This window comes from Pseudochrobactrum sp. AO18b (genome assembly GCF_000409565.1).
GTDB lineage: Bacteria > Pseudomonadota > Alphaproteobacteria > Rhizobiales > Rhizobiaceae > Pseudochrobactrum > Pseudochrobactrum saccharolyticum.
Map to the genome: position 1 here is coordinate 1 of NZ_ANNO01000228.1, position 2,203 is coordinate 2,203.

Here is a 2,203-nt window from a genome sequence, read left to right on the forward strand (position 1 = left end):
GATCCATCAGCTGCTGGTTGCCGCCGGTCCATGCCGGATGGCTCAAAGGATCGATATCGAGGTTCATCGTATCGCCTTCTTTACCCCAGGTGGAGCGTGTTGAATATTCGGTACCATCAGTCATAACAACTTTGATGGTGTGGTAATCCGGATGAATGTCTGCTTTCATAGTCAGCTTCCTGAAAGGTTTATGGCATTTAGCCACGCCCCGGCCATCACCGGAACTGCGGCAGATACGCCCACTTGTCTCATTGAAGCTGCAGACAATACGGCTACGGCTTCCAAAAGGGTTGGGGAGCCTATACATCAGGCAGCAGCTAATAACAAGGGCGCAATATAGCAAGCAAGCAGAATGACAGCGACGAATTTACAAAACAAAGCGGTTTCTGAGGCCGAGAGCGGTAAAAAGCCACGCCGGTCCTTAAAGCCGCTGGCGCGAATCTTTCCTTACGTCCGTCAATATCCCCGCTCTGTTGCCGGTGCGCTGGTTGCATTGGTCACTGCCGCAATGGCGACTTTGGTTCTGCCGGTGGCTGTGCGCAGCCTGCTGGATAACGGGTTGATATCGGCTTCGAGCAGTCTGGTTGATACGTCTTTTGCTGCTCTAATGGTTCTGGCTGCGGTGCTGGCTGTGGCCTCTGCTGCACGCTATTATTTTGTGATTACGCTGGGGGAGCGCATCGTTGCTGACCTGCGGCGCGATGTTTTTGCCCATGTTACCCGCCTTTCGCCTGCTTTTTTTGATGAAGTGCAGTCCGGAGAGATTGTTTCCCGTCTGACAGCCGATACAACGCAGGTGAAGTCCGCTGTCGGTGCTACGGCTTCTATCGCCTTGCGTAATCTGATTCTGGTGATCGGTGCGGTGGTGATGATGGTAGTCACCAGTCCTAAATTATCGGCACTGGTGCTGGCTGCTATTCCGCTCATCGTTTTGCCGCTGGTGGCCTTTGGCCGCTCTGTCCGCCGCCGTTCGCGCCGCGCGCAGGATGAGCTGGCTCTGGCGACTGCCTATGCGGGAGAAAAAATTGCCGCAGTGCGCACCGTACAGGCTTTTACCCATGAAACACCGGCGATTGCGCATTATACCGGCGCGGTTGATCACGCTTATGATGCGGCACAGCAATCGATTCTCTCCCGCTCAATCCTGACGGCTTTTGCAATCTTCATCATCTTCGCCAGTGTTGTGGCCGTGCTTTGGTTCGGCTCCCATGATGTGATGAACGGCCGGATGTCTGCAGGTACATTGGGGCAGTTTCTGATCTATGCAGTGGTGGCGGCAGGTTCTCTAGGTGCTCTGTCGGAGGTTTGGGCGGAGCTGGCACAGGCTGCCGGTGCGGCGGAGCGGCTGGTGGAATTGCTGAATGAAGAATCAGCTGTCGCTTCACCGGCGCAACCGGTCAGACTTATCCGTGCTGAAGGCCGCGTTGAATTTTCCCAGGTGGAATTTGCTTATCCGACAAGACCAGAGCACCAAGCCCTTCACGATGTGAGCTTTGTGATTGAACCGGGCAAGACTGTTGCGATTGTCGGTGCCTCCGGTGCCGGTAAATCGACACTGATCGCCTTGCTGCTGCGTTATTATGATCCGCTACAGGGTAAAATTCTGCTGGATGGTAAGGATCTGCGGCAATTGTCGCTGGATGATCTGCGCGGCAATATTGCGTTGGTGCCGCAGGATGTGACGATTTTTGCTGCCAGTATTCGTGAAAATATCGCTTTCGGACGACCGGATGCCAGTAATGCGGAAATTGAAGCTGCCGCAAAGGCTGCGCAGGCACATGAATTTATCATGGCTCTTGAAGGTGACTATGATGTGCCTGTCGGTGAACGCGGTGTAATGCTTTCCGGTGGTCAGCGTCAGCGTATTGCCATTGCCCGCGCTTTGCTGCGGGATGCGCCGGTGCTGCTGCTCGATGAAGCGACTTCGGCATTGGATGCGCAGAGTGAAATGCTGGTGCAGAAGGCGCTGGAACATCTGATGCAGGGACGCACGACACTGGTGATTGCGCATCGCTTGGCGACCGTTTTGAAGGCCGATCATATTCTGGTTATGGATCAGGGGCGCATTGTTGAGCAGGGCACCCATGCAAGCCTGAGCCAGTCCGGCGGGATTTATGCCCGTTTAGCCAGCCTGCAATTTCAGCAGGCGGTAAACTAACAAAGTCTGCAGTTTCAGCAGGTGCATTGAAATGAAAAAAGCCCC

Annotated in this window: 2 protein-coding genes; one reads left to right on the forward strand and one right to left on the reverse strand. The window is 54.6% G+C overall.

Annotated features, from left to right (window positions below):
* A partial coding sequence (gene rpmE, locus A918_RS0109465; protein WP_022710830.1) for a 50S ribosomal protein L31 occupies positions 1-169 on the reverse strand: 169 nt, incomplete at its 3' end.
* A gap of 183 nt (positions 170-352) precedes the next feature.
* Between rpmE and A918_RS0109470 the strand changes: the two genes are divergently transcribed.
* Complete coding sequence (locus tag A918_RS0109470; RefSeq protein WP_022710831.1) at positions 353-2,158, forward strand: ABC transporter transmembrane domain-containing protein; 1,806 nt, start codon at positions 353-355, stop codon at positions 2,156-2,158.
* The last annotated feature ends 45 nt before the right edge of the window (positions 2,159-2,203 follow it).